The 22,987-nt window shown below is 37.3% G+C and carries 22 protein-coding genes, 1 other RNA gene and 2 pseudogenes; 20 read left to right on the top strand and 5 right to left on the bottom strand.

Annotated elements, in window-relative coordinates:
- Nucleotides 1-138 precede the first annotated feature (138 nt).
- From rnr to thyX, 8 genes are all read left to right on the top strand, one after another.
- The gene (rnr, locus tag ACR6HW_RS06315) at nt 139-2,244 is read left to right on the top strand and encodes a ribonuclease R (protein WP_455730299.1); all 2,106 of its coding nucleotides are present in this window, start codon (nt 139-141) and stop codon (nt 2,242-2,244) included.
- Between the two features lie 12 nt (nt 2,245-2,256).
- Entirely contained in the window at nt 2,257-3,072 is an 816-nt protein-coding gene (locus tag ACR6HW_RS06310; RefSeq protein ID WP_455730298.1) for an HAD family hydrolase, read from the top strand.
- Nucleotides 3,073-3,175: 103 nt separating this feature from the next.
- Nucleotides 3,176-3,640 carry an SsrA-binding protein SmpB gene (smpB, locus tag ACR6HW_RS06305; protein WP_455730297.1) on the top strand — a complete coding sequence of 155 codons (465 nt, stop codon included), beginning with the start codon at nt 3,176-3,178 and terminating at the stop codon, nt 3,638-3,640.
- A 3-nt stretch (nt 3,641-3,643) separates the two neighbouring features.
- Nucleotides 3,644-4,006, top strand: a transfer-messenger RNA (tmRNA) gene (gene ssrA, locus ACR6HW_RS06300).
- A gap of 126 nt (nt 4,007-4,132) precedes the next feature.
- Nucleotides 4,133-5,152: a hypothetical protein gene (locus ACR6HW_RS06295; protein WP_455730296.1), complete on the top strand. Its 1,020-nt coding sequence runs from the start codon at nt 4,133-4,135 to the stop codon at nt 5,150-5,152.
- The gene (locus ACR6HW_RS06290) at nt 5,149-6,129 is read left to right on the top strand and encodes a hypothetical protein (RefSeq protein WP_455730295.1); all 981 of its coding nucleotides are present in this window, start codon (nt 5,149-5,151) and stop codon (nt 6,127-6,129) included. The genes ACR6HW_RS06295 and ACR6HW_RS06290 overlap by 4 nt, the downstream gene beginning before the upstream one ends.
- A complete protein-coding gene (locus tag ACR6HW_RS06285; RefSeq protein ID WP_455730294.1) occupies nt 6,130-7,791 on the top strand; it encodes an HD domain-containing protein in 1,662 nt (553 codons plus the stop codon).
- A 10-nt stretch (nt 7,792-7,801) separates the two neighbouring features.
- Nucleotides 7,802-8,422 (top strand): FAD-dependent thymidylate synthase, encoded by a 621-nt coding sequence (thyX, locus tag ACR6HW_RS06280; RefSeq protein WP_455730293.1) that lies wholly within the window; start codon nt 7,802-7,804, stop codon nt 8,420-8,422.
- A gap of 80 nt (nt 8,423-8,502) precedes the next feature.
- On the opposite strand, the pseudogene ACR6HW_RS06275 reads toward thyX, so the two are convergent.
- A pseudogene (locus ACR6HW_RS06275) lies at nt 8,503-9,077 on the bottom strand (IS256 family transposase); the annotation flags it as partial.
- A gap of 198 nt (nt 9,078-9,275) precedes the next feature.
- On the opposite strand from ACR6HW_RS06275, the pseudogene ACR6HW_RS06270 reads away from it, so the two are divergent.
- The 4 genes and pseudogenes from ACR6HW_RS06270 to ACR6HW_RS06255 all read left to right on the top strand — a co-directional run.
- Nucleotides 9,276-9,608 (top strand): annotated as a pseudogene (locus ACR6HW_RS06270) (helix-turn-helix domain-containing protein); the annotation flags it as partial.
- A 183-nt stretch (nt 9,609-9,791) separates the two neighbouring features.
- Nucleotides 9,792-9,887, top strand: a complete 96-nt coding sequence (locus tag ACR6HW_RS06265) for an IS3 family transposase (RefSeq protein ID WP_455730867.1) — start codon at nt 9,792-9,794, stop codon at nt 9,885-9,887.
- A 69-nt stretch (nt 9,888-9,956) separates the two neighbouring features.
- Nucleotides 9,957-11,813 carry an ABC transporter ATP-binding protein gene (locus ACR6HW_RS06260; RefSeq protein ID WP_455730292.1) on the top strand — a complete coding sequence of 619 codons (1,857 nt, stop codon included), beginning with the start codon at nt 9,957-9,959 and terminating at the stop codon, nt 11,811-11,813.
- Nucleotides 11,803-13,626, top strand: coding sequence for an ABC transporter ATP-binding protein (locus ACR6HW_RS06255; protein ID WP_455730291.1), 1,824 nt, complete (start codon nt 11,803-11,805; stop codon nt 13,624-13,626). Before ACR6HW_RS06260 ends, ACR6HW_RS06255 begins: the two co-directional genes overlap by 11 nt.
- Nucleotides 13,627-13,756: 130 nt before the next feature.
- Here the strand turns inward: ACR6HW_RS06255 and ACR6HW_RS06250 are convergent, their stop codons facing one another.
- Nucleotides 13,757-14,089 (bottom strand): hypothetical protein, encoded by a 333-nt coding sequence (locus tag ACR6HW_RS06250; protein WP_455730290.1) that lies wholly within the window; start codon nt 14,087-14,089, stop codon nt 13,757-13,759.
- Nucleotides 14,090-14,399: 310 nt separating this feature from the next.
- Between ACR6HW_RS06250 and ACR6HW_RS06245 the strand changes: the two genes are divergently transcribed.
- From ACR6HW_RS06245 to ACR6HW_RS06235, 3 genes are all read left to right on the top strand, one after another.
- Nucleotides 14,400-14,960 (top strand): YdeI/OmpD-associated family protein, encoded by a 561-nt coding sequence (locus ACR6HW_RS06245; RefSeq protein WP_455730289.1) that lies wholly within the window; start codon nt 14,400-14,402, stop codon nt 14,958-14,960.
- A gap of 178 nt (nt 14,961-15,138) precedes the next feature.
- Nucleotides 15,139-15,441 (top strand): hypothetical protein, encoded by a 303-nt coding sequence (locus ACR6HW_RS06240; RefSeq protein ID WP_455730288.1) that lies wholly within the window; start codon nt 15,139-15,141, stop codon nt 15,439-15,441.
- 546 nt (nt 15,442-15,987) lie between these two features.
- Entirely contained in the window at nt 15,988-17,172 is a 1,185-nt protein-coding gene (locus ACR6HW_RS06235) for a methyltransferase domain-containing protein (protein WP_455730287.1), read from the top strand.
- A 381-nt stretch (nt 17,173-17,553) separates the two neighbouring features.
- Here the strand turns inward: ACR6HW_RS06235 and ACR6HW_RS06230 are convergent, their stop codons facing one another.
- The 3 genes from ACR6HW_RS06230 to ACR6HW_RS06220 are packed head-to-tail and all read right to left on the bottom strand — an operon-like array spanning nt 17,554 to nt 18,629.
- Entirely contained in the window at nt 17,554-17,964 is a 411-nt protein-coding gene (locus ACR6HW_RS06230; RefSeq protein ID WP_455730286.1) for a hypothetical protein, read from the bottom strand.
- A 1-nt stretch (nt 17,965) separates the two neighbouring features.
- On the bottom strand, nt 17,966-18,196 hold the full coding sequence (locus ACR6HW_RS06225) for a hypothetical protein (protein WP_455730285.1): 231 nt from the start codon (nt 18,194-18,196) through the stop codon (nt 17,966-17,968).
- A complete protein-coding gene (locus ACR6HW_RS06220) occupies nt 18,171-18,629 on the bottom strand; it encodes a hypothetical protein (protein WP_455730284.1) in 459 nt (152 codons plus the stop codon). Before ACR6HW_RS06220 ends, ACR6HW_RS06225 begins: the two co-directional genes overlap by 26 nt.
- A gap of 574 nt (nt 18,630-19,203) precedes the next feature.
- On the opposite strand from ACR6HW_RS06220, the gene ACR6HW_RS06215 reads away from it, so the two are divergent.
- The 5 genes from ACR6HW_RS06215 (at nt 19,204) to ACR6HW_RS06195 (ending at nt 22,963) form a co-directional block, all read left to right on the top strand.
- Nucleotides 19,204-19,377, top strand: a complete 174-nt coding sequence (locus ACR6HW_RS06215; protein ID WP_455730283.1) for a hypothetical protein — start codon at nt 19,204-19,206, stop codon at nt 19,375-19,377.
- Between the two features lie 94 nt (nt 19,378-19,471).
- Nucleotides 19,472-20,299, top strand: a complete 828-nt coding sequence (locus ACR6HW_RS06210; protein WP_455730282.1) for a WD40 repeat domain-containing protein — start codon at nt 19,472-19,474, stop codon at nt 20,297-20,299.
- Between the two features lie 126 nt (nt 20,300-20,425).
- Nucleotides 20,426-20,623 carry a hypothetical protein gene (locus ACR6HW_RS06205; protein ID WP_455730281.1) on the top strand — a complete coding sequence of 66 codons (198 nt, stop codon included), beginning with the start codon at nt 20,426-20,428 and terminating at the stop codon, nt 20,621-20,623.
- A 359-nt stretch (nt 20,624-20,982) separates the two neighbouring features.
- A complete protein-coding gene (locus tag ACR6HW_RS06200; protein WP_455730280.1) occupies nt 20,983-21,666 on the top strand; it encodes a response regulator transcription factor in 684 nt (227 codons plus the stop codon).
- Nucleotides 21,659-22,963, top strand: coding sequence for a HAMP domain-containing sensor histidine kinase (locus ACR6HW_RS06195; protein WP_455730279.1), 1,305 nt, complete (start codon nt 21,659-21,661; stop codon nt 22,961-22,963). Before ACR6HW_RS06200 ends, ACR6HW_RS06195 begins: the two co-directional genes overlap by 8 nt.
- Nucleotides 22,964-22,987: the final 24 nt, after the last annotated feature.

Here is a 22,987-nt window from a genome sequence, read left to right as displayed (position 1 = left end):
ACAGCGTAAAATAATCATTCACTTTATCATAAAAGACCCGGTTTTCGCCGGGTCTTTTTGCATGGAAATAAAAGCGTGAGGCCTGTGCAAGTGTGGTATAATAGAGATAGGAATATCAGTATAAGAATGGAGGTCGCAATGGACAAAGAACAGATACTGTCTTTTTTGAAAGAAAACAATACGAAACCATATATAGAGATGGCGTTAATGGAAGCACTTGACGTTGAACCCATCGATCGCTCTACCTTTATTGCGACACTTGAAGACCTTGAAGCCGAAGGTCGCGTGATAAAGACGAAAAAAGGCAAATACGCTCTACCGGAGTTTTTTGAAATTTATGTAGGCAAGCTTCAAATCGCCCAAAGGGGCTTTGGCTTTGTCCTCGTTGAAAATGTCGATATGCGCGATGTATTTATTCCCGCAGGTGCACTAAAAGGCGCCATGAACGGCGATAAAGTCATGGTAAAGCTCACCAAGAAAGGGCCGAAGAGTGAAGGCGAAGTTATTAAAGTCGTTGAACGCGCGCACAGCACGGTGGTGGGGACGTATCAGGAAGGAAAGAGCTTCGGCTTCGTCATTCCCGATGACAACAAACTCAAAAACGATGTATTCGTTTCTAAAAACAACACTTTAGGCGCTAGAGAGGGCGATAAAGTCGTGGTACAGATTATCAAGTACGCAGAAGAGCGACGGAATCCCGAAGGCAAGGTCATAGAGGTGCTGGGGCAATCCGGTGCGCCGGGGGTGGATATCTTGTCGGTGATTCGTTCTTACGGTTTACCGGAGGCTTTTAATCACCGGACGCTTGAAGAAGCCGATAAAATACCGCTGGAAGTATCGGAAGATGAACTGAAAATGCGAGACGATTTCAGGGGACTGCGCGTCTTTACAATAGACGGCAAAGATGCAAAAGACCTCGACGATGCCGTGCACATTCAGAAACTGGATAACGGCAACTATGAGCTCGGCGTCCATATTGCAGACGTCAGCTATTACGTAAAAGAACATTCCAAACTGGATAAGGAAGCGTTGAAACGCGCGACCAGTGTTTATTTGCTCAACCGCGTGATTCCTATGTTGCCCGAGCGCCTGTCCAACGGCATCTGTAGTTTAAACCCACAGGTAAACCGCTTGACGCTGTCTTGTGTTATGGAAATCGACAAGAGGGGCGATGTGATCAACCACAGAATTTCAGAAGGCCTTATCCGCACTGTAGAACGCATGAATTATGACGATGTGTCCGATATGATTGAGGGCGTCGCCGACGATGCTTTGATATCGCGCTACAAAGAAATTTACGACGATATTTTGATGATGGCGGAACTGGCGAAGATATTGCACGAAAAGCGCGTGCGTCGTGGGGCCATTGATTTTGATTTTGCCGAAACGCGCATCAAGCTCGACGGTGAAGGTAAACCGATTTGGGTAGGGAAAGCCGAGCGCCGAACCGGACACCGTCTCATTGAATCGTTTATGCTTGCGGCGAATGAAACTGTTGCCGAGCAGTTCTTCTGGCTGGAGTTGCCGTTTGTTTACAGGATTCACGAGGATCCCAAGCCTGAAAAAATTGAGACGCTCAACAAGTTCTTGTACCATTTTGGCTACAAAGTTAAAGGGCAAGCTGACGATATTCATCCGAAGGCGATTCAGCAACTGATTGAAGAGGTCACCGGTAAAAAAGAGGAACACGTTATCAGCAAAATGGCACTGCGTTCGTTAAAACAAGCAAAATATACCCCTTACAACGAAGGACACTTTGGTCTTTCTGCGAAGTACTACTGTCACTTTACATCTCCAATTCGGCGCTACCCGGATTTACAGATTCACCGCATAATACGAGAGTTTCTACGCGGTGAGTTGTCGGCGAACCGCGTAGAACGCCTTAAAAAGATTACTTCTGAGGTGTCGATTCAGAGTTCTGAACGGGAACGCAATGCCGAACTGGCAGAGCGAGAAGTCAACGACATGAAAATGGCCGAGTACATGATGCAGTTTGTCGGCGAAACCTTCAAAGGGGTTGTGTCGTCAGTGACGTCATTTGGCATGTTTGTGGAGCTTGAAAACACCATCGAGGGCCTTGTGCGCATGGAAAATCTCGACGACGATTACTACCATTTTGATGAGTCGCGAATGCAACTGGTGGGTGAGCGCACTAAGAAAGTCTATGCATTAGGCGACAGTGTTGAAGTTGTGGTGACCGGCGCGAGCCCTGAACTCAGACAAGTTGACTTCGACATCGTATAAAGGGAGCAGAACATGACGAAAAAACTCATTGTATCAGATATAGACGGCACACTTCTCCGAAGCGATAAGAAAATCTCTGAAGCGACGGCAACGGCCATTTTCGATTACATCGACCGCGGGCACGTCTTTGCCATTGCCACTGGGAGAATGCATGGCGCAGGGCGGTTGGTGACGCAAATGTTGGACTACGACGGCTTTTTAATCTCTTGCAACGGCGCAGTGGTCAAGCATCTCAAAACCGGTGAAGTGATTCAAGCGGTTGAGATGGACAAACAGACGGTACGCGATATTACAGCCATTTGCCGAGCGCATGACGCGTACTTTCATTTTTACGGCATAGAAGCGATTTACGCAGAAAAAGTTATGCACCTCGCAAAGAAATTTTACGACCAGATGCGTGCGCTACCAAAGGCGTACCACTTTGACGTTTGCTTTATGCCGGATATCCTCGAAGGACTCGACGACCGTGCAGTTTACAAGGTGGGGGTGTACAGTGATGACCCAGAGCGTTTTGAAGCTGTAATGACGGCTATTAATGCACTGGACGGCATACAGACGTGTAAGTCTTTGGAGACATCGTTTGATGTGATGGCAAAAGGTGTATCAAAGGCGCTGGGGATTCAAGCGATTCAAAAGTATTACGATATCCCAGTAGCCGATGTGATTTCTTTTGGAGATAACGAAAACGACACCGAGATGGTCACTTATGCAGGCATCGGCGTGGCCATGGCCAATGGAACTGAAGCGTTGAAGCGCGTTGCAGATTTTGTAACGGTCTCCAATGACGACGACGGCCTCGTACACGCCCTTAAAAAGTTTATCGGGTAGAGAAACAGCATGTATGACGACTGCGTGACATTTCCATGTCAAGCGTTGAAATACATGCTTTTTTATGATAAAATAGCTAATAGAGTCATAAGGAGGTCGCTGTATGGCAGAATCTAAATTATGCGCACAAAACAAAAAAGCCAGACACGATTACTTCATTGAAGAAACGTACGAAGCTGGCATAGAGCTCTTCGGGACGGAAGTGAAGGCCATCCGAAACGGCAAGGTGAGCATTAAAGAGGCGTATGCAGAAATTAAAGACGGTGAAGTGTTTGTACTCGGTATGAATGTAACACCTTACGATTTCGGCAACCGCTACAATCAAGATCCGCTTAGAGTGCGAAAGTTGCTCTTGCACAGGCGGGAAATTCACAAACTCATCGTCATGACGACGCGGGAAGGGTACACGCTGGTGCCCCTAAAAGTCTATGTCAATGCTAGAGGACTGGTTAAGGTACAAATCGCCGTCGCCAAGGGTAAGAAACTCTACGACAAGCGCCAGACCATAGCCAAGAAAGACGCCAAGCGTAAAATCGATAAGGCCATTAAGGCGTACAATCAACGTTAACAAGGGGATGTACTGGTTTCGACAGGGATGATGACCTTATGTAAGCGAGCCGTGTTTTCTAATCTGGGGTACACGTTAAAGAACTGGATTACTAAATATAAACGCAAAAAACAATAATTTTGCATTAGCTGCGTAATGCAGCTGTCACCTATAGGCCTTGTCTCAGCCGCCTTTAGCTGACCAACTCCTGCTGGGGCCGCGTCCATCTATGCTTTTCTAATGGATGATGCGCGTACGATAGAAATAGTCATAGGGCATATGCGCTGCTGCATGCGCTTTGTGGCGAATGTTAATCAGCAGCTGCGCTCGGAGAAAGCATAAGTGATTTGTTTTTGGACGCGGGTTCGATTCCCGCCATCTCCACCAATATGAAAGTCAAGAGAGTTAACATGAAGTCAAATTTAATGTTATTTAGCTTTCTTGGCTTTTTTCTAATGAACAAGCAACGCTAGTAAAGATTTTTTATCTAAAATTTTTAAAGGAGACATGCTCATGGTTTATTATGAAATAGAAATTAGAAACTCACTAACTTCATACAAGTTTTATAATGAAGTTTTGCCGGATTTACATATTTTTTTTAAATCAAATCATATTGGTAAAAGACTGGTTTTTAATTTAACAAACTGTAAAAAAATAGATGGGCTTGTTATTCCGAATTTACTATTAGTGGGTTATATAATAAAAGAATACACTGGTGAAAAGCCTATTTTTTATATTGAAGATATTATAGAATCTGGAAAAATAAAAAGCTATCTTCATAATATCGGGTTTATTTTACTTTCAAAAAAATTACAGATATATGAGTTTGATTATTCTATCGACTGTGGCTTGAGCGAAAGGAATATGGATGTTTTAAATTCAACGATATATTTTTCGCAAAATGAGTTGCAGGAAGATACCTGGTATAAGATCAATAGGGAAATGGAAGGTTTTGCCAGCAAATATCTTCACTTATACGATAATAAGTATAATTTGGGCAAAAACGACAATTTGATGGTAGATTTATGCCATGAAATAATTGAAAATGCAAAATCTCATGGAGAGAGTTTTTCCTTCTTAACATTTCAGTATAACTTTAAGGAGGAAAAAGTTAAAATTTCAATTTCAGATTCAGGCGTGGGATTTTTGAGTACAGTTACAAAAGGAATTGGGTCAGGTAGAATCGGTTATAAAATAAAAGATTTTCCTATTACAGATGAGGTTGAAGCGATTATTCAAGGTGTATTTTCTCGTAAAAGTAGTAAAATATATGGGTTATATAGCACAATAAAAATGACTATTGAAAAGGGGGGGGTTGTACGTATTCATTCTATGGATTCTCAAGTTGTTTTTACAAATAGATTATTAAAATACTTCAATAATAGTGACCTAAACGTTAATCAATTGATGTCTGATAAAAACTTTGATTTTAATATTAGAAGAGATAAAAAGTATGCAGGTGTACACATAGAGTATGAAATTCCATTGCAAAAAGCTGAAATCAAATATTTAGAGGATGGTGGACGAAGATGATTTGTCATATAAATAATGAAGTTATCCTATATCCAATTGCAAGCAATGTTTTATTCAATTCTTTTAAGAGAGATTCTTTAACTTGTAGATTTTCTACTAGTGTATATTTAAGAGATTCTGATGTAATTGAATTAATCAATCGTATTGAAGATGTAATAAATAAATATGAATTCATTGGAATTGATTTAGAGTATGTTACTAATGCAGATAGCAGAGCATTTTCGAAATTTTCAATATTAACAGCTGTGGAAAAAATTGTTTTTATTAATGTAGATAAAAATTCTATTGTAAAGCAAAAAATCTTTGAAGACTTAAATAGTTTTGGTCTAGAAGTGAGAAATGATATGATTACATTTGGAAAAAATAATAACTTTGGTGTAGATTTTAAAGAGAAATTTAAAACTGTTTATGGTGACAATTTTAAAAAAATAATAGCTACATATGCGATTCCAGGAAGCGAATATTTAAATTCTTCGAGTGTTTGGAGCAATCATTACGTGGACTTTAAAAAGATGTTTATGCATTCAGAAAACTTAAAGATTATATTGTATGAAATGACGAAAATTACAAATGAGTATGGGAATAGTTTCGACGGAATAATAAGTTCGAGTAAAACGGGTTCAATTTTTGCGACATTAATTGGTTATTTGCTTAATAGAAAGGTTATTCACTACATTTCTATTGGACCCAAGTTTGCTATTACTGAAAAAAATATGATGAAAAAAATAAGAGCTAAGAAAAAATATTTATATGTTGGTGATTTTATTTGTTTAGGAACAGAACTAAAAACTCTAAATGTGTTACTTGCAAATAATAACTCTGAGATAGTTGGCGGCGTCGTCGTTGCTTCATACTTAGATTTATCTGATGCTGTGTACAAAGAGTCAATTCTTTCCAAAGTAAGATTTATAGCAAGGGTTGATGAGTGTGGAATAAATTACAAAGTGGCAGGTACTAAAAAAGAGTTGGAGGGTTAAATGGGGGAAACTACATCTACGAAATACAAAAATCTTAATTTTTATAAAAAGTTAGATACTCAAGATAAATCTAAATTTGATAGATTGGTTCAGGAATATGGTGTAAAATTAAATAATGGAAATTTAATAAAACGTACCGGCTATACTCTTCATAATTTTGATAAGCATTGTTATAATATTTATAGAGTATTGGGCAATTACGTTGTTAATGTTGAAAAGTTAAATAAGTCCGAACTATTTTTATTATCTGTTGCCGTGTTGTTTCATGATGTATCAATGGCTGAAAAAATAGACTTTACTAGGGAAAATCATTCTAATGAATCTAGTGATTATATTCAAGCGGAGTACGATAAAGATGCTGTTTTAAAAACTCAAGGACATTTAACTGAAAATGACGTACAAATTCTTTGTAAAATTGTGAGCGCACATAGTGGTGAAAATAAGTTAGATCTTTTGAACGATTACGATGAAGGCGGTCATGAAGAAGTAAGAACAAAGCTGTTGGCATCAATTTTAAGATTGTCAGATGAACTTGATGTTACCTCCAATCGCTTAGGGCACGAGCATCAATATAAGCAACTTGAAAAAGGGAATGCATCTGAGAGAGAGTCATATCATCATTGGAAAAAGCTTAAATACTTTTCTGGTTTCAAGGGAGAATTTTGTGTAACTATTAAATTAAACATATCTGACAGGTATGTAAAATCACAGTTAATAGCAGGTGATGCCTTAAATGTAAAGAGCGATATCTCAGAAGTTTATATAAAAGTATGTAACGAGATGGATGGTTTCAATAGCATCGTTGATGAATATTCCTCTAAAGATGGATTTGAGAATCCTCGAACTTTTATAGTACCTAGAAAAATAGAGATTGGTACACAAGACGATGATATTCGTAAAATTATCGATGAAATTATGAATAAAAAAAATTTGATACTAGCAAACACTTCTAGTTTGAATAATGATAATCCACCAGAAAATACTGAAAGTAATGTACCTATCAGCTCTGTGGATGAAAAAAAATTGACTGTACCGGAAGTAATAGGGAAGCTGTCTGAAAGTATTGAACAATGGATTGAAGAGAAAAATGCATTTCATCAAGGACATTTTATTATTAATGATTCAATTTGCTCGCGTGATTGGATTGATACAAGGGATTTGCTTGAGACTGTAACATATTCAGACTCTATTATTTATGAGCTATATAAACATATTAATGAAGTAAGAAATCCATCTAAAGAGACCGTATTAATTGGAATAGATGTTGAAGGAGCTCTATTAGCATCTAAGTTAGCTCTTTTGCTTGATGTAAATTTCACATACGTTTTACCAAAGGTAAAGTCTGAGATAAGCGATGCTCATGATGCAACAACAGAATTATCAGAAAATTCAAATGTGATTTTTGTAACAGATGTTATTTCCCAATGGAGAACCATTAGAGAAATAATGGAAGATTATAAGTTTGATTATGAGAATGTTGATTCAGTTTACTCTGTACTATATAGAGAACCAAAATATATTAACAAAAATTTCATACCATCATCCGATGAGTTAGTAAAAAAAACATATGTTTTGAATTCAACATTTAAAATTGAAGTTGTAAGTAAATCAGAATGTGAAAGAAAAGAACGCTGTATTGCGTTAAATAAACCCCAAAAGTGAGGTGCATTATATGAACATAATTTCTCCAAGTTATGAAATTTTAGATAAAATTGATGGTGAAAATCTATTGAAAAAAATCGAGTTAATAGGAAGAATTTGCTATAAAAGCGAAGATAAAATTAATAAAGACTCTTCATCCAAATTTATTTCTATGATACTGCTGAGTGGTCATGAATCAGTAATTGAGCACGAAAAAATCTCAGTAAAAATTATTTGTGATAGGGGAGTAAGCCATGAGATTGTTCGTCACAGAATTGCAAGTTATAGTCAAGAAAGTACAAGATATTGTAATTATTCAAAAGATAAGTTTGGAAATGAGTTGACTTTTATTAAACCATTTTATTGGGAAGATAATAGTGAGAAATATCAACTTTGGCTTAATGCAATGCAAAATATAGAAGATACGTATAATCAGTTAATAGCTTTGGGTGCAAAACCTGAAGAAGCTCGAAGTATATTGCCTAATAGTTTAAAAACTGAAATAGTTGTAACTATGAATTTGAGGGAATGGAGACACTTCTTTAAGTTGAGAACTTCAGTTAAAGCTCATCCTCAAATGAGGGAAATTGCAATACCGCTACTTAATGAGTTCAAATCTTTAGTACCAGTAATATTTGATGATGTTTTGTAGATATAGTTGAGTGAATTATCAAATCTAAATGGGTAGTGCGTAAAATTTCGTGTAAATTCCAAAGCCAGTCCAATGCAAAGTTAGATTGCAATCTCAACTCTGTCGCCGAAGTAAATCATCAAGTGGTCTAAAATCGTGCCCCAATTACGAATGGGCATCGTCCACTTCTCAGTGATGTTCATAGTGGCCAAATAGAGAATCTTCATTAGTGCGCCATCGGAAAAGAAGGCGCTCTTAGTCTTGGACACCTTGCGCAACTAATGGTTGAAATTTTCGATGGCTTTGGTCGTATAAATCAGCGTTCGAAGCCCCAGGGGATATTAAATATGGTCGAAAGCTCCAGCCAGTTGACGCGCCACGACTTCACGCTAATGGCGTATTTCGAGCACCATTTTGCCTCAAGATCATCAAGCGCCATAAGGGCGGACTCCTCGGCCGTCGCCTTGTAAATCGGCTTCAAATCAGCTGAGAACGCCTTGACATCCTTGTAACTGACATAGCGCGTGGAGGCACGAATCTGGTGAATAATACAGCGCTGCACCTCGGTCTTAGGAAATGCCGCGTGAATCGCTTCGACAAAGCCGGAAAGACCGTCGACCGACGCAATCAGTATATCCTTTACACCGCGATTCTTCAAGCCTGTCAGAACATTCAGCGCTGCCTTAATCTGCAAACGTTAGCTTTATTGTTCAGAGTATGCAAAATGCTTAAACCTATTACAATTAGAGGTTTCAAGCTTTTTTGCTGTCTATCGCCATTTGGTAAACTGTTAAGACCATTTATTTCTTATACCTTGCCGAGTCAAAAAAGTCACGTAGGCGGATAGAGTAAACGTCGTAATTTTACCGATTAATTTAAAGAACAAGTTGTTCAGCTTTATCTTGCTGGTTGAAGTAAATCTGAGATCCGAGAAGAGTATGGTCTCTATGCTTCTACTCTAGATAATTGGATTAAACAACATCAAAATACAGGCTCATTTAAACTGTTGATAATTTAGCAGATTCTGAAAAAGAACTCATTGAATTGAGAAAGCGAAATAAACAGCTTGAAATGGAAGTTGATATTTTAAAGCAAGCAGCGCTGATAGTAGGACGAAAGTAAAAGTCATAAGTGCAAACAGTGACAAATACTCGATATCACAATGTGTACCGTCCTAAAAATTTCTCGAAGCAGTTATTACTTTGAATTGAATAAAGTCGAATCAGAGCCGACTATAGATCCTTACACCGATGATGTAATAAGGGGGGGCATGTAAATCGAAAGTGTTACGGGATCAGACGTATATAAAGAAGAATTAGATAAGGAAGGTATTATCTTATCTAGACGCCGAATCGGACGTATAATGGCTAAAACGAACTAATATCAGTATCTGAAACTGTTTGATTATGTAAACTGGTATAACAATAAAAGGCTGCACTCATCATTAGGCCATTCGCCTCCAAATGCTTATAAATTTTACATATAAAGAAATCTGTCTGATGAAGTGTTGACCGGAGGGGATGAAAATCTATCGGATTTTTATCAAAGAATAGTTATGATTACAGTAATTATAAGGGAGTTAAATCATTTTATGAAACGTATTTTTAGAGCGTATAAAGAGCTACTGATAATTCTATTTTCCAAGAGTCCATTTTTGGTTATAGTTATTTTTTTGTCAGCTATTATAACTGGAGCAATAATGCCAGTTTCTGTTTGGGTCAACAGTAAAATCCTTAATCTTGGCTTAGAAGTAGCATCTGGCAGTATCGGTTTTTCTGCATATATTCCATATTTAGCATTATTTATTGTAATAACAATATTGCCAGCAATTATAGGGGATCTTTTTAATGCTGCATATATTAGACCGAGAGTTGAGCTTATTTTACGTACAGCACTCAAGGGAGAGATGTTAAAAAAACTAAGCAAACTTAGATATGAGCATTTGGAGAATGAGGAGTCATTAAAAATAATAGATTCTGTTTATAGACGGGATGATGGTGCTGAAGAAGTTGCAAGTGACATGGCACGAATATACTTAAGAGGGTTTATCACTTCAATGATAGCTTCAGTAGGTACTTTATATATTGTTGGATCAGTAAAATGGTGGTTGATATTAACGATACTTATACCAGTCATGATTGATGCATATATATCTTTGAAATATTCTAAAGATATTTACAAGGAAATGGCAAGCTTTTGGGATAAAGACCGACAATATGGGGTTTTGGGAAATATGCTCAAGTCACGTAAGTTTATTATTGAAAACACCTTGATTCAAGCTTCTGGTTTTTTAGTTAATACATATCGTAATAGATTATCAAAACGTAACCGTGAATATGAGAAATACTTTTTTAAGCATATGCGTCGAAAGCTAGCAGGAAAAATTATTATAAGCATTTCTCAAATTGTAAATGCGTTATTATTGCTAATACTTTATTTAAATGGGGAGTTGAGTATAGGTGTACTTGTTTCCTTAACTTTAATCATGTTTACAGGATTTTTTGACTCATTGAAAGGAATAATGAATATCTTCCTTGTTAGTGGAAGAAAAGTAGTGGTCTTCGAGTTCTATGATAAATATTTCCAATTATCTGAAAGTGAGTATGGGGAAGACGATGAGATTCCAACTGAGTTTTCAATCGAGTTTAACAATGTTCATTTTACCTATCCTGGAACAGACCGAAAAGTATTGAATGGACTTAGCATGAAGATAGAAGACGGTGCTAAGGTGTCGATTGTTGGTGAGAATGGTGAAGGAAAAACCACAATGATAAAGCTATTACTTGGATTGTTTCAACCGGATAGTGGTGAGATTCTTATTGGAGGTAAACCACTCGGTAGTTATTCAAGAAGCGTTCAAAGAAAGATGTTTGGTCCCATTTTCCAGGATTTTATGAGATATAGTATGACTATTGGTGAAAATATTGGAATAGGTGATATTGATAAAATAGATGATAGAGCGGCTATAAGTTCTGCTATGCAAAAAGCTGGTGTTGATAGTTACATTGAAGCTTATATAAATGGAATCGATACTCTATTGGGGCGTGATTTTGAAGGTGGTGTCGACTTATCGGGAGGGCAATGGCAGCGTATTGCAATTGCTAGAGCATTTATGGGGGATAAGCCTATTCTAATACTTGATGAACCAACAAATCAGCTGGATCCAATGGCAGAAAGTCGTATTTATTCCGAATTTGCAGAGATCTCGGAGAATAAAACTTCAATTTTTGTCACACATAGACTTGGCTCTACTGTAATTACTGATAAGATATTTGTTATTGCTAAAGGTAAGATAGCTCAGAGTGGTTCACATGATGAACTTATGGCGTCGGGTGGGTTATATGCCGATATGTTCAGTTCTCAGAAGCAATGGTATGTACAAAATGAGGAGGTGCTTGAATATGTTCAATGATAAAACAACAGAAGTTGAAAATCATGTTTTAAAGGAACAGAAACCTAAGTTTAAACATTTATTTAAGTTGTTTGCTGTTACTTTTTCTACTACTAAACTTATTAGCATTGTGTATTTAGGCTTGTTTATTTTGTTATCATTACTTCGACCTTTATTGGCTTTTATTTGGGGTGAGTATATTCAAACAGCAACACTACTTAGTGATTCAAATTATTTGATTACAGCTGTTTTGCTACTACTATCTTACTTTTCTATTAGCTTTATAGCTGAATTGATTGATCGTTATGTAGGTGTATATAATAGAATTGAGATGCTAAACATTGTTCAAGCAAATCACCAATCTGAGTTGATGCGTTCAAAAATGTTTGAGAAATATGCATCAATTTCACCTGAGTATTATGAGGTGCCAAAGATAAACGATAACATGGAACAGGTGTATAAATTTGTAAGTGATCAATGGAGAGGACTAAATACACAGGTTATGATGAATGGCTATATCGTAATTGCTAAAGCTATTTCTGTGATTGCGATTGCAGCATCACTCTATATATTTAATCCCTGGCTTTGTTTAGCAGTTTTAGTAGCTCCCATTCCTACTGTGTGGTCTCTGACTATAGGACAGAAATTAAACTTCAAGTTTATAAAAAATAATATGAAACTGGAGAGGAAAGCGGAATACTTCCAGAATGTGATGTTGTCACCAGCGGGAAAAGAGTTAAAAGTATTGGGACTACATGATTTTTTCTATGAAAAATGGAAGAATGCAGCTGATGAGTATACTGTCAAAGAGCAGATTATGATTCGTAAGCGAGCGTTCTTACAGATATTAAATTCACTTCTAATCAGCCTTGCAACCATTAGTGGTAGTGTATTTGCAATTGTTTTATTGACAACAGGTAAATTATCATTAGGAGCTTTAGGTGCTGTCCTATTATTAGTATCAACCTTGGTAAAAGATACGAGACTTTTAATTGTAGGATTTGCAACAGTTTATATGAAGAAAAACGAAGCTGCACAGTTCTTTGATCTAATGACATTACCAGAGCAAAAGAACGAAGGCGAAACATTGGAGGCGTTTAATGCAATCGATGCGAAACAACTTAGATATCGCTATCCACTGACTGAAAAATATGTACTCGATGATATTAGTATATCCATTCAAAAAGGGGAAAAGGTTGCTTTTGTTGGTGAAAACGGAATGGGAAAAACTACATTTGTTAAATTGATTACAGGCATACTTTCACCATCAAGTGGTGAGCTTAAGATAAATGATTTATCTGTTGAGGAGATTAATCCAATTGCTTGGTACAACAACATAAGTACAGTAATGCAAGAAACAATGCAGTATGTAACTTTTAGCGTTGGGGACAATGTTTTTCTTGGAGAGACAACAAAATCTCGAGATGAAGCGGATATCGATAAAGCCTTATCTTTTTCGGGATTAAGTGAAATCGAGAATGATACTATGCTAGGTAAAGATGTTGGTGGTACAGACTTATCTGGAGGGCAATGGCAGAAATTATCAATTGCACGGGCAGCATATCGTAATAAGGACTTTATCATTTTAGATGAACCTACGAGCAATCTTGACCCATTAGCGGAAACTGACATTTTTAACAAGTTTATTTCATTAGCAGAGGATAAGACAGTTATTTTTGTAACTCATAGAATTAGTGTAGCATCACTCGCTGATAGGATTGTAGTTTTTAGTGATGGTAAAATCGTTCAGGATGGGAGACATAACGAACTCATTGGTGAAGAAGGCGTATATTCTCGATTATATACTGAACAAGCAAAATGGTATGACAGATAGTTAACTAGAATGATTAAAATCAATTAACATATCGTTTTATATAGGGTATAATTCTCTTAGAAAAGAGGACTATTATATGCCAAATCACTAGCGTTGCACAGTGATGGGCGCCACATATGGATAGATTAATCTAAAAAGGATTGAGCCTCATAATCTTTCGTTTGAAACCTTCGAAAGTGCTGTAAAGACTTGCTCTTATAGCAACTCGAATCTTGTTTAGTGTCGCATCTGTTCTCATGTTTTGCTTAAACAGAGCGAGCAGACAGTAGAGAATGAGCGAAAGGTAAATTTGTTTTACCGCGCCTACTTCATCTGTCGCAAAGAAATGCTTGACTTTAGAATGCTGTTTAAGCCATTTGAAAAAGTGTTCACAACCACCAGCTTCGTGGATTTGATCTAGGCGATTGTAATCCACATAGCCTTTATCATAAACGTTGATGACGCCTGGTGTAAAATCTGTCACACTGAACATTTCACTCACATCATGTTCTTTTGCGCCGGTGACAGTGGTTTTACTTGGATAAAGTGCGTTTTCACCATAATAGCGAAGGCCGAGATGTAGTTTGACACCAGATGCGTGAAGATGTTTTGAAGCACAGATGTATCGAGAGCTGACGGTCGTCTATAGAGCTGAGAAGGGCTTATAGAATCTAGTTTAAGATAGCTCTGATAATTGTCATCAAACAGTAGATCCGTTGAGATGGCTCTGGGGCCATCATGTTCTTTCAGGTTTAGCGAAAAATCAAAATTTATCGAACACAGGAGGATATGCAATGAGAGATATTTTAGAATTTGCTAATAGAGAAGAGTTTAGAAAATGGTTATCTGATAATTGCTTATCAGAGGAAGGTATTTGGATTTTATTTAGAAAGTCAGGAAAGCCAAAAACAATTAGGGCAAATGAAGCACTTGAAGAAGCATTATGTTTTGGATGGATTGATGGACAAATGCAAAGGATTGATGATAAAGCTTATAAAAAATATTTTTCTATGCGTAGACCAAAAAGCAAGTGGTCGGAAAAGAATAAAGCTTTAACAGAAAGTCTTGAAGAAAGAGGACTTATGACTGAATATGGTAGAAATAAAATAAAAGAAGCTAAAAATAATGGTCAATGGACTGCGTCAAAAGCTCTTGAAATAACAGAAGCGCATATTTTAGAAGTATCTAATGTTCTAAAAGAATATGAACTTGCTTATAAAAATTTTCAGTTAATGTCTCCATCAGTTAAGAAAACCTATGCGAAAGCCTATTTCGATGCCAAGACTGCTCAAGGTAGAAAAAAGAGAATTGATTGGATGGTAGATAGACTTAGTAAAAATTTGAAACCGATGTAGTAAATTGTAGGCTGAAAAATAGAGGGTTGTCAAAAATTTCAAACCATTATAGATCAACAAAGTGTTGAAAAACGTGGTGGAAGTAAAATGTATTTTGCACCGCCAATCTACTACAATAAAGTAATGAAAGAATACAGGAAATCGAGATAAATTACCGTTTTATCGGAAAAGTAAAAAAATGAATGAAGAAACAGAAGAAATGGTATACAAATTGGCCGAGTACAGCACAGAGGAAAAAAACAGTTTGATGAAGAAGCTACACTTTTTTTCTTGGGTGGGTGTCCTAACATTTGTGGTGTACATGGTATTGATTTTACTGGGCTTTCTGAAAGTGGTGTTGCAGAAGATATCGCTTTATTACGTATCGGTATTTCTTTTAGATAGATGCTGTACAAGAGACAAAGACTCAATCTTCCTTATATCAAAGGGGGGCTCGATTGGCTGTAGAGTTACAGGGAGCTGCTGCGGGTGTGACGTGTAAGAGGGGAAGGCAGATGAATCAAGCGATGGTGTCTATTGAAAATAATTTGACTGAGAAAATTGATGCCCTCCTTTGTTTAAAAGTTGGTGAGGTGTTCCGAGTGGTGTTTAAGAGCGTGTTTTGTTTCTAGTGTCCTGTAGCGTTCATCATTAAAAAACGGCTCATCTACTCTGCATCATTGCGGCGTTAAAATCTCTCGACACTATCCCGCATTGTCGTCGAAAGTTTGCCTTGCACGGATACAGACTATCTGAAATTTCTAATTGAATCTTAACGAGATAGTGCACGAGGACTTAAGAATCCGATTTACGTTAAGGCTATTGACTTCGATCCCGAACTAGGCGAGTTACATATTCAAACTGATTTCAAAAAGATGCTCGACTCTAGTGAAGCGGTGGAAAGAGCGTTTTTAGCATTCGAGTCGATATCAGATATCTACCCCCAAATAGCCTCTTCTGCGCTTAAATTTTAAACTATGCAACAGACTACACGAACTGCACAGTAACTTCATTGTTCAAATGCTAAAATTGAGTTGGAGGTGAGGCGTTGGATTGGCAAAAGCGAATGAATCAAGCCATGGATTATATTGAAAACAATCTTACAGAAGACATCAATTATGCATCATTGGCAAGAATAATCAACTGTTCAGACTGGGAGTTTAGACGAATGTTTTCTTTCCTAGCACAAATGTCATTATCGGAATATGTTCGTAAAAGGCGTATAACAGCATCCATTGAAGCTATAAAAAACGGAGAAAAAATCATAGACATAGCACAGCACTATGGTTATGAATCTCATGCGGCTTTTTCAAGAGCCTTTAAACAACTATATGGTGTAACACCAACAATGGCACGAAACGATAGCGTTCAGCTTAAACCTTTTCAGCCTTTTGCCTTTAAATTGGTTTTAAAGGAGAATGAGTTGATGGAGAATAGTCAAAAACGCAGAAAGAACATAATGGGTTCTAGAGATTCTGAATATGCAATTTATAAAGAGATGAGTGTCGATGAGATTCATCAAACCAATCAAGTTTTTTGGGACAAGGTGGGTACTGAACTGGTTGGAGGCACAGCACTGCCCAATTATGGTGCCTTTATTACAGAGTACCATTGCAATTTTTTCAAAGAAGTTGAAAATAAAAGGGTGCTTGAAATTGGCTGTGGTACAGGTCATTCACTACGCTATTTAGGCGAGCGTGGTGCATCAGAATTATGGGGACTAGATCTCTCAAGTGATCAAATAGAGAAGGCTAGTCAACATTTACTGGACAATAATCTAACAGCAAAATTGATCTGTTCACCAATGGAATCGGAATGTGGGCTACCCAATAACTATTTTGATTATGTTTATTCGGTATTTGGAATTGGATGGTCGACAGATTTAGAAAAAACTTTTTATCAAGTTGCGTCATATTTGAAAACAGGAGGTCATTTTATCTTTAGTTGGTCCCATCCCATTCATAAATGCGTTGCAGCGGAAGGTGAAGAATTCATTTTCAAGAAAAATTATTTTGATGAATCTTGGTACTCGGTTCCCATTGAAGGCAATCTGTTTTCACTAACTGATAGAAAAATGTCCACATACATTAATGCCCTTGCAAAATCGGGATTCTTTATTGAAGAACTGGTTGAAGAAGCAGAAGATGAACTCGTAAAATCAAGAAATAGCCAGTTTGCAAATAAAGCAAAACTGCTTCCGGTGACTTTTGTAATTAAGGCCAGAAAAATCTAGTCTTTAAACGTTAGCTTTATTGTTCAGAGTATGCAAAATGCTTGAACCTATTACAATTAGAGGTTTCAAGCTTTTTTTGCTGTCTATCGCCATTTGGTAAACTGTTAAGAGCATTTATTTCTTATACCTTGCCGAGTCAAAAAAGTTACGTAGGCGTGCCTGAAACAGCAGAGGGTAAAATTAAATTGGACTAATTTGACCGTCCTCAAGCACAGTTCCCCAACGAATACAAAGTACAGCAGGACTGTTCAGAACGTTTATTAAAAAACCGCTATAACGCTAAAGGGCAGATACCAGAAAAACCGGTTCTGCCCTAATGAAAATTTTTTATTTGCACTAAGCTTTCAAAAGCGTCTTATATACTTAAACTGAAAAATACTATTATAGGTCTATTTGCATAGTCTCTATAACAGGTTCTTCTAATGAAATGATATCAGCAATAAGATTAGTTCCTATTAACAAAAAATGTGTTACATCCTGTTTTGGAAATAGGATGCTATCTTGTTTTATAAAGTTGATATAAGCTGAAGATTTGGCTTTATAAAATGTCCATGACTCTTTTGCATCGTGAATCCACAATGACTCTTTATGGCTTTCTTCTGTTATATTAAAGCTCAAAAAAGACTCCCAATACAGCTTTAGTTTAAAATTGCCTCTTTGTGATTTGAAAATATTATCTGGTATTAACGTGATTATAAGCCCATTATCCAAATAGACATTTTCAATGTCATACACAGTGTCAAGTTTGAAGTTTGATTGCGGTACCCACTTTTCATAATTAAGTCTATTCATATCATTCATACCTTATTTTTATTTTATACTTTCCTTGAATTTCTAAAGTGACTCTACTATCTGAACTTTGCTTTCTGACATTTATGCTGGTTCCATCCGGTAGCTGGCCAACCTTCGTCCCATTAGGATATGTTGTAGAATCGCCTTCATTCAATTCTTCAAAATCACTTTCTGCTTCGCTATAGCCACCGGATCCTACATAAATATCAGTCCGATGATGTTTTCCTATCATGTTGCTTATCTTTTAATACCCCTTGTACCCTTTCGCCACTCTCTGAAAGAAATAAATTTTCAATTGCAGAAAGTATTGAGTTAAACAACTTGCTTCCTGCCTCAACTACAGTTTCACCAATATAAATAGCAGCAGGTGTTATTATTACTGTTCCAATTAGCGGAATTACCCATTTTCCAACAGCCCAAAATGGTATCGCTATAACAGCGGCCTGTTGGGGCCCCGTGTTTGTATCTGTCTCTTCTTGAAAAGTACTGCCAGACACTTTGGTGATCTCGCCCGCGTAATTGTCAAAGAAAATTATTAGTTCTACTTCAGTCATTTCATTTCCATTACTTAGTCTTATTATATTATTGTTTGTATCAGCAAATGAGGTTCCTAAAGTTGTAAAAACAAGTGCTAAAGATAAAACTATGCCTAATATTTTTTTCATACGACGATACCTCCTTGTAAAATAAAGTTTTTAGTGTTTTAGTTCAAACAAATCTAGTAGCCAGTTTTTGGCGTTGTCCCTCCTTCCAAAATAAAATGGTTATTGCGCTGAAATCTTACACTTCAAGCGAGATTTAGGTAAGAACGCTTAGTTAGTGCCAAGCCCTCTTACTAATAACATGTCACCAGAGGTGTAAAAAGTGACATAGTTTACATAAAATTAACAAAAAGTATTTTGTGTTGTAAAGATTAATACATGCGGGTACCGTTAACAGAACAAATGAAAGGACGCAAGCATTGCAGCCGTCACTTAGATTAATCTTTTAAACGAAGTAAAGCCTCCAGAGAAGGCTAGCGAATGCTGAACGGCTTTTGAGATAAAAACGCCTAGTACCAGGCGCTCCAGATTTTAGATTGTATAGACAAGGGTTATGTGAATGGGACACTACTTAGAAGCTTGTTTCTGTAGAAATATAAGATCTGGTAAACAGCATCGACTAAAAAAGGCTTTTTAGCACCTATTTTCACCCGTGTTCTGCTACAATAGATGGTGTAGAAAGTAACAAGGGAGGCACATGAAGACAAAAACGAAAGGTGTCTTTGCATCAATTGCCGTTTGGGTTCCGGCGGTCTGCATTAATAAATACACTTCTATTGAAAATTGTATTATCTTTAGCGTGTTTCCCAATAAACAATATTCAAATGAAGTTTTAATAGACTGGATATGCCTCAATCGTAAGGAAGCCTAAAGCTAAAGACACTGCATATATCTGAACCAGATGAATAGAGCGCAGCGCGTCACTTCTTGTAACCCCCCCCACACAATCATAGAAAGGAAAAGTTATGAAAATACTTGAGCTGGAGAACGACGGTTTAAATATGGCGGCAGACGAGCGCTTTTTATACATACGTTGCAAACGCACATTCTATAAGTACGACTTGGATGGTAGGTGTTTGACGGGCCAAAACGTTGTCTTCAAAAAAGACGGGAAAGCACGTGGCTTTTCAATTTGTGACAAATATATCTTCCTTACCGACTATTGCGATTTGTACGTCCTCGATAAACTCACTTTAGAAACCGTTAAAACGATGCGGATTGGCGAAAACAGATCCTCTGATTTAGGCGTTGTCAGATTTGACGAAAGAAAGGCGTACGTCAACGTACGCAATGGCAAGATGGCTGTTATGGATCTTGAAACATTGACTTACGAAACCGTTTGTATAGATGTGTCGAGTTCATGGGACCACTGTGTGGTAGGGGAGCGTCTCTATACGGGCACCGTCATTGGCGACCTCGTCGAAACAGATGCTGTAAGCATGGAACCGCTGCGTAAAATCAAACTCTGTAAAAAGAATGTTTACAGCGTCGTTCATTCAAACGATATACTGTATACGGTGTCGCAGGATACGACGATAAGAGCGGTAGACGTTAAAACATTTGAATGTATCGGCGTGGCCAATAAAGCCGTTACGGGGATGGCGAGAATCATTGGCCTTTATAAAGAGTGGCTTGTCGTTGCTGACGGGCGAATCTCTCTTTGGGATAAACAAACGCTCGAATTGTACAAGCGGTTCGATTTTCCCACAGGGCATTTTAACAAAGGTGTGATTTTGCGCGACAATATGCTTATTGGAAGCGATTACCACGGCATTTACGAGAAGACGTTGTGACCTTTGCGCGGACAGATGGGCTGAGAGCTAGGGGACAGTTCTCATTGCCGTGTACAGATACAAACGATCGGACATTTTTAATTGTATTTCGAAGAGACAGCGTACTGTTCTGTGAAAGGCGTTCGTATGTTTAACTTTTTTAGTGGCGCTGTTACGGCTGGTTGGGCCTTGGCGCAAAAGTGGGTTATAGACGATGTGCTGCTCGATAAAAGAGGCGTTGGTTCAGTGATGTACTATTTTACATTTAAGATACCGCCTGTATCAACCCATACTCCTGGGCTCTCAGGGAACATGATGTATCGGAGGGAGACGTTGACCCCTTAATCCACCTAACGCCTTGTCCAACCTAGACTTATCTGAGCTTGTTATATAGCTTTTCTCATCGCCTTAAAGCCATATTTTTTTGGTCTTTAGACATAGTCCCCCCCTCTCTCTGTTAGCTTGCAATTATTACCAAAAAATCCAAACGGTTTATAAAGGGGCGGCAATAAATAGTTTAACTTTCATAGATAAAATACAACGTGTTTTGAAAGTCGAGCTAACCTATTTCATAATATTTCATAATTCAAAATGCGGGAAAAACAACTATACAGTTGCTTTCCCATTTGTTATAAAATATAATGTTATGATACATTATCAGAGATAAAATTAAGGGGGGACAGAAGTTTATGTGTGCCAAAATCATGATTGTAGATGATAGTGAGGATATTCGTGAGATTGTTGAGGTTCTGCTTACTAATGAAGGCTATGATGTTGTCACGGCAGACAGTGGAGAAAAGGCTCTCCATTTATTAAACGCTCATCACAATACAGATTTAATTATATTGGACATTATGCTGCCGGGGAAATCTGGTTTTGAGTCCTGCATAGGAATTCGAGAAATGACAACTGCCCCTATTCTATTTCTTTCAGCCAAATCTCATATAGAGGATAAAGAAAAGGGACTTTCTATCGGTGGAGATGATTATTTACCAAAGCCATTTTCACCTGTAGAGTTAACTGCACGAGTAAAAGCATTGCTTAGACGATATGCTGTCTATCAAGGAAAAGAGCAAAATCCGAAAGCCGAAATTATACGCATTCGAGAGCTTCGTATCCATCGAACTACCGGAGATGTGTGGCTTGACAATAAGCCAATTTCTTTACGATATATGGAATATAAATTGTTGCTTCTCTTAGCAAAAAATCGAGGTCGAGTTTTATCTGCACAGGAAATATATGAAACTATTTGGGAAGAAAAATTTTTGCCTGTTTCCAATAATACAGTTGTTGCCCATATAAAGAATTTACGCCAACAGATTGAAAAAGAACCCAAAGAGCCGAAGTATGTTCTTACTGTTTGGGGAAGGGGTTATCAGATTGTTTAAAAAAATATTAGTCCGTAAACTTGGATTATCAGTTATCTTTGCTTTCACTTTTGCTGGATTAGTTTTTCTTCTATTGCAACAGCTGACTGCTAGCCATATAGAGGCAAAGTATCAGGATTCCGTCTTTGTTGCAGAACATATGCAAAAAGAGGTAGATGCTCTTCAACGTTATGTAACAGATAATAAAATTGCCATACAAAACTTTTATAAAATCACTCAATGGGTAGATCGGGATAAAATTACGGCAATCTCATTATACTATGAAGATAGATTAATTTACAATTCTGATATATCTTATCGTGCAGGCACTCTTAATAGTGGAATTAAAAGAAAACCTCTTCCTTGGGAAACTTTATACCCTATAAAGTTTCAAGATGAAGAAGTACAAATGAGCCTGACTGTATATCTGAGACATCACGATTATGACATGGCTTTGCTCGGAAATCTCATTATTTTTTTTATACTGTTTATTTCTATTGTGCTGTTTTTCGTTCAAAGAAAAACAACCTCGATTTTGAAATTAGAGCAGCAGGTACAGCTTATGCAAGGCGGCACATTGGATCTGCCAATAGATTCAAAAGGCAATGATGAAATATCTAATCTTGCTGAGAGCCTAGATGAAATGCGGCGTGTATTTATCAAGCAGATACAAGAAGAAAAAGAAAGAGGTATTTCAAGTAAACAATTTGCCTCAACAATGTCGCATGACATACGGACACCGCTAGCCGTTTTAATTGGATATTTGGATATATTGGTTCATAAAAGGACAAGCGATGAAGAAAAACGCCATCAATATTTAGTTAAGAGTGGGGAAAAAGCAGAACAGCTTAGAATTTTAACAGATCACTTGTTTGACCATTTTGTAGTGTCACAGCAGAATTCAATGATGACGAGACATGAGGGCGGCATTGATAATTCCGTAGTAGAAGCATTGATTTTCGATTGTATTTTTCTCCTTGAATCAGAAGCGTTTCGTGTTAAAATTACGATTGAAGAACGTACAGAATATCGGGTTCATATTTACAGAGAACCTCTCCAACGAATATTGGATAACTTGATTTCCAATATATTAAAATATGCAGATAAAGAAGTTTCTCTTTCTATTACGATTGCAGTTGAAGATTCATTTTTGACGATTTCAATCCTAAATGCTGTTAAAGCTGATAAAAGTGATGCGGTTAGTACAGGGCTTGGACTTAAAGCCTGTCGGGAGTTATTAGAAGAACGAGGGGGGCATCTGTTAGTAAATGACTATGGAGACAACTATCAAGTGGATTTGAAGATTCGGCTTGATTGATTTTCTAATTGAGAGTGAAGGTGT

The organism is Fusibacter sp. JL298sf-3 (assembly GCF_053842995.1).
The sequence above is the reverse complement of the archived record's forward strand: the minus strand, read 5'-3'. Positions and strand labels throughout refer to the sequence as shown.

What these genes read in the sequence shown, in the direction of transcription:
- rnr (WP_455730299.1), top strand. Translation starts at nt 139, where the DNA reads ATGGACAAAGAACAGATACTGTCTTTTTTGAAAGAAAACAATACGAAA.
- ACR6HW_RS06310 (WP_455730298.1), top strand. Translation starts at nt 2,257, where the DNA reads ATGACGAAAAAACTCATTGTATCAGATATAGACGGCACACTTCTCCGA.
- smpB (WP_455730297.1), top strand. Translation starts at nt 3,176, where the DNA reads ATGGCAGAATCTAAATTATGCGCACAAAACAAAAAAGCCAGACACGAT.
- ACR6HW_RS06295 (WP_455730296.1), top strand. Translation starts at nt 4,133, where the DNA reads ATGGTTTATTATGAAATAGAAATTAGAAACTCACTAACTTCATACAAG.
- ACR6HW_RS06290 (WP_455730295.1), top strand. Translation starts at nt 5,149, where the DNA reads ATGATTTGTCATATAAATAATGAAGTTATCCTATATCCAATTGCAAGC.
- ACR6HW_RS06285 (WP_455730294.1), top strand. Translation starts at nt 6,130, where the DNA reads ATGGGGGAAACTACATCTACGAAATACAAAAATCTTAATTTTTATAAA.
- thyX (WP_455730293.1), top strand. Translation starts at nt 7,802, where the DNA reads ATGAACATAATTTCTCCAAGTTATGAAATTTTAGATAAAATTGATGGT.
- ACR6HW_RS06260 (WP_455730292.1), top strand. Translation starts at nt 9,957, where the DNA reads ATGATTACAGTAATTATAAGGGAGTTAAATCATTTTATGAAACGTATT.
- ACR6HW_RS06255 (WP_455730291.1), top strand. Translation starts at nt 11,803, where the DNA reads ATGTTCAATGATAAAACAACAGAAGTTGAAAATCATGTTTTAAAGGAA.
- ACR6HW_RS06245 (WP_455730289.1), top strand. Translation starts at nt 14,400, where the DNA reads ATGAGAGATATTTTAGAATTTGCTAATAGAGAAGAGTTTAGAAAATGG.
- ACR6HW_RS06240 (WP_455730288.1), top strand. Translation starts at nt 15,139, where the DNA reads ATGAATGAAGAAACAGAAGAAATGGTATACAAATTGGCCGAGTACAGC.
- ACR6HW_RS06230 (WP_455730286.1), bottom strand. Translation starts at nt 17,964, where the DNA reads ATGAATAGACTTAATTATGAAAAGTGGGTACCGCAATCAAACTTCAAA.
- ACR6HW_RS06225 (WP_455730285.1), bottom strand. Translation starts at nt 18,196, where the DNA reads ATGATAGGAAAACATCATCGGACTGATATTTATGTAGGATCCGGTGGC.
- ACR6HW_RS06220 (WP_455730284.1), bottom strand. Translation starts at nt 18,629, where the DNA reads ATGAAAAAAATATTAGGCATAGTTTTATCTTTAGCACTTGTTTTTACA.
- ACR6HW_RS06215 (WP_455730283.1), top strand. Translation starts at nt 19,204, where the DNA reads ATGAAGACAAAAACGAAAGGTGTCTTTGCATCAATTGCCGTTTGGGTT.
- ACR6HW_RS06210 (WP_455730282.1), top strand. Translation starts at nt 19,472, where the DNA reads ATGAAAATACTTGAGCTGGAGAACGACGGTTTAAATATGGCGGCAGAC.
- ACR6HW_RS06205 (WP_455730281.1), top strand. Translation starts at nt 20,426, where the DNA reads ATGTTTAACTTTTTTAGTGGCGCTGTTACGGCTGGTTGGGCCTTGGCG.
- ACR6HW_RS06200 (WP_455730280.1), top strand. Translation starts at nt 20,983, where the DNA reads ATGATTGTAGATGATAGTGAGGATATTCGTGAGATTGTTGAGGTTCTG.